Here is a 3,885-nt window from a genome sequence, read left to right on the forward strand (position 1 = left end):
AATCCGAGATTTGTCATTTTAGCAATATTTTTCTGAAATCTTAAGTATTCCAACAATCAAATTCCAATGCTCAAACTCCGCCATATTTTTAAACTCCGAGGTTGTCTTTTAATTTTTATAAAATTCATTGCTCAATTTTATATGAGTTGTTGGGTAATGTATTATTGGAGTTAGAATTAATCTTTCCGACCTAAATTTCTACGTGTCAAAACCTCATTTTGCATTATTTTTAAATTAGGAAATTTCTCATTTTAGCTGAATTTTCCTTAAATCTTAAATATTCCAACAATCAAATTCTAACGCTCAAACTCCGCCATATTTTTAAACTCCGAGGTTGTCTTTTAATTTTTATAAAATTCATTGCTCAATTTTATTTATTTCAATGAGCTATTTTAAATAGGGTAGAAGTGATTTGAATTTTTCTCGGCTCGATTGTCAGACAAATCAATTATTCTAATTAAAAATACTTTCATTAAGGAATTCAGAGTGAATTCCGATGATATATTACCCAACGGGCTTTTATAAGATTTGTGCGACTGGAAAATCGGAGATTTTTCGGTGGTAGCAAATCGATTGTTTAATGTTTGTCAGTTCGTTATTTAGTTTAAAAGTAAGCATAAATTTTATGAGTTGTTGGCAACCGTTTTTTTTAATCAAATTATTAATATTAAAATTATGTATTTAATCAGTTTTATTATATTCTCAATTATTTACCTTTCGATTTTCCTATATTTTCGGTTGTTTTCAAGACCTTGGAATTATTCAAAGAATCAGCCTTTTTTTGGTTTAAAATGGAAATTTGCAATTTTTCTAATTCCGATTCCATTTTCACAATTTTTTCTTCTCGTTGTTCTGCACTTTTTGCATATGATGAATTATTTATAAAATTATAAACGCTAAATCCAAATCCAATGAAAGCAAAAATAAATATTGGCCAAAAAGTTTTTACTTGCCATTTCTTTAATCTTAAATCGATTTTTGATTTTTCAAATTCAATTCGTTCTTTTTCTTTTTTATCTTTTTTCTGTTGTTTTAAAAAATCTTGGTATTTATTCCAACCTCCAATTTCTAAAACATCTATTCCAGATTCAGTAAGCGAATATCCGTTTCTTACTAATTCTATAAATCCTTTTGTCTTTAGAAGTATAAAAGATTTTGTATATAAACTATGTTCTTCTTCAGTTTTAAAATTATATCTGCTTTCTGGAACAAAATCTAACTCGTTCTTAACTTTATTTAAGATTCTATCTATTTCTTTTACTATTTTTTGTTTTATGATTAATCGTATTGCCAACGGGCTTTTATAAGATTTGTGCGGTTTAAAAATACGATATTTTTCAGCCGTAGCAAATTGTTTATTTAATTTTTTAAATTTTCTATTAGTTCGAATTATAGCATGAATTTTATGAGTTGTTGCCACCAGTTAATCATTTTTTTCATAGATAAAACACACTTAAAAAACTTGAATTTATCTTTTTAGATCTGTAATAATGAATTCCGATAATAAATTTACTGTTTTCAGGAACTTTGTCTTTAACTCCATTATCATAACTCTCCCAACTCGTATCTTTAAATATATCAATGAGTTTTTGGTCAGTTATGTCATCAAATCCGCTAATTGTTACAATAGATTTTATTGTTAAATCACTTGAAAACGTTATTTCATAAAATCCAAAATCATTCTCTAATTCTATGCCTTTAAAATTTTGTAATTCTCTTATAATATTGGGTTTAGAAAAATCTCCTTTTTCCGAATATTTTATTTTACTAGTGAAATTAATTTTTTTCTCAACAAATGTTTCTAATATTTTTAATTCGAGTTGTTGTTTTTTTAAATTATTCTCAGTTAAGTAGAGTAGTCCAGAGCAATATCCTACTCCATAATTTCCATCCTTATTTTTCTCTGCATAAACAATTAATTTTGTGTCAGTTGGAATATAGATATCACAAGAACTTTCTGTGCTATTATCACTTTGTCCGTAGACATAAATAAATTTCAGAGGCTCTCCTTTAAATAGTTTAGTAATCTTAATATCCGCTCTATATCCTTGTTGGTTTTCTTTATTTGGATATATTTTCGTTATTGTCACATTCGCAACAAAATCTGATTGAATGTAATTTTCGGCAATTTTCGTAGGGTCACATTGACAAGCGAATATTCCAACTGAAAATAGAAAAATCAATATGTGCAGAATCTTTTTCATAATTGGTGGCAACGGGCTTTTATAAGATTTGTGCGACTGGAAAATCGGAGATTTTTCGGTGGTAGCAAATCGATTGTTTAATGTTTGTCGTTTGTACTAGTTCAAATTTAAGCATAAATTTTATGAGTTGTTGCCAGTAGTTATTTTTCAAAGTAATCTAAATCAATTTTTTTTATTTGATATGATTCAATGACTGTGGTTCCAACATTGTATTCAATCATTAAATTCGTTAGTGTCTGTCCATCAATTAATATCACTTTCGGGTCAATTGTTTTTACATATTCAATTGCTCCTTTCGTGAAAGAACTGGTTGTTATAAAAACTCCTTTTTTAGCTCTTTTTCCGTGAAGTGCTCCGACAAATTTTTGAACTTCGGGTCTTGAAATTGTGGTTTCTGTTTGCCACATTTTTGCTTGCAAATAAATTATATCAAGACCTAATTTATCTTCATTTATTATTCCGTCAATCCCCTCATCATTTGTCCTTTGGATTGATTTTCCAGCTTTACTTTTTGAACCACCATAGCCCATTTTAATCATCAAATCAACCACTAAGTCCTCAAAAAATTGCCACGAGTTAATCCTTATTTTATCTAAAATTTCCGATGCCAATTCGTTCTGTATGAATTGAAATGTTTCTTCAAGTTGCTCTAAAGGAGTTTGAGTTTCTTCTTTCAATTCAGGTGTAACAGTAGCGGTTTTGGTTTCTGTTTGGTCGTCTGAATTTGTTCCCTCGTTAAACTCTTTAAATTCATCAATAGTTTTTAAGTCTTTTATGGTAATGTTCGAGTTGAACTTATGTAAGAATTTAAGTCCTCTTTCCGTAATTCTGAAATGTGCTCGTTTGGTATTTTCAATTAGTTTAGCTTTTCCGAAATAGCTTTTTGTCCAATAAATTCGATTATCAAATTTGGTTTGTGTTCCGCTTGGAACTCTTTCTGATTTTGCCTCTTCAGTTAGTTGAAAGTGCTCTGTCAGATAGTCTTTAACTTCATTCAAAGAATGTTCTTTTTGGTCAGATGCAAATTCTAAAATAGGATAAAAAAATGATTGAAAATCTGGTACTGTCATTTATTGGTTAGTGTTTGTTTATAATTACTGGCAACGGGCTTTTATAAGATTTGTGCGGATTAAAAATACGATATTTTTCAGCCGTAGCAAATTGTTTATTTAATTTTTTAAATTTTCTATTAGTTCGAATTAAAGCATAAATTTTATGAGTTGTTGGGTAATGTATTATTGGAGTTAGAATTAATCTTTCCGACCTAAATTTCTACGTGTCAAAACCTCATTTTGCATTATTTTTAAATTCGGAAATTTTTCATTTTAGCTGAATTTTCCTTAAATCTTAAATATTCCAACAATCAAATTCCAACGCTCAAACTCGGCTGTAATTTTAAAATCCGAGATTTGTCATTTTAGCAATATTTTTCTGAAATCTTAAGTATTCCAACAATCAAATTCCAATGCTCAAACTCCGCCATATTTTTAAACTCCGAGGTTTGTCTTTAAATTTTTATAGAATTCATTGCTCAATTCTATTTATTTCAATGAGCGATTTTAAATAGGGTAGAAGTGATTTGAATTTTTCTCGGCGCGATTGTCAGACAAATCAATTATTCTAATTAAAAATACTTTCATTAAGGAATTCAGAGTGAATTCCGATGATATATTACCCAACG

At 28.5% G+C, this 3,885-nt stretch carries 3 protein-coding genes; all 3 read right to left on the reverse strand.

Going from position 1 to position 3,885, the window contains the following annotated elements:
• Positions 1-706: 706 nt before the first annotated feature.
• Positions 707-1,420 (reverse strand): hypothetical protein, encoded by a 714-nt coding sequence (locus EC396_RS14610; RefSeq protein WP_129367410.1) that lies wholly within the window; start codon positions 1,418-1,420, stop codon positions 707-709.
• A gap of 16 nt (positions 1,421-1,436) precedes the next feature.
• A complete protein-coding gene (locus tag EC396_RS14615; RefSeq protein WP_129367414.1) occupies positions 1,437-2,204 on the reverse strand; it encodes a hypothetical protein in 768 nt (255 codons plus the stop codon).
• A gap of 140 nt (positions 2,205-2,344) precedes the next feature.
• Positions 2,345-3,274 carry a restriction endonuclease gene (locus tag EC396_RS14620; RefSeq protein ID WP_129367416.1) on the reverse strand — a complete coding sequence of 310 codons (930 nt, stop codon included), beginning with the start codon at positions 3,272-3,274 and terminating at the stop codon, positions 2,345-2,347.
• Positions 3,275-3,885: the final 611 nt, after the last annotated feature.

This window comes from Lutibacter sp. HS1-25 (genome assembly GCF_004121075.1).
Lineage (GTDB): Bacteria > Bacteroidota > Bacteroidia > Flavobacteriales > Flavobacteriaceae > Lutibacter.

Coding starts and splice junctions, on each gene's coding strand:
- EC396_RS14615 (WP_129367414.1), bottom strand. CDS start 2,204: ATGAAAAAGATTCTGCACATATTGATTTTTCTATTTTCAGTTGGAATA.
- EC396_RS14620 (WP_129367416.1), bottom strand. CDS start 3,274: ATGACAGTACCAGATTTTCAATCATTTTTTTATCCTATTTTAGAATTT.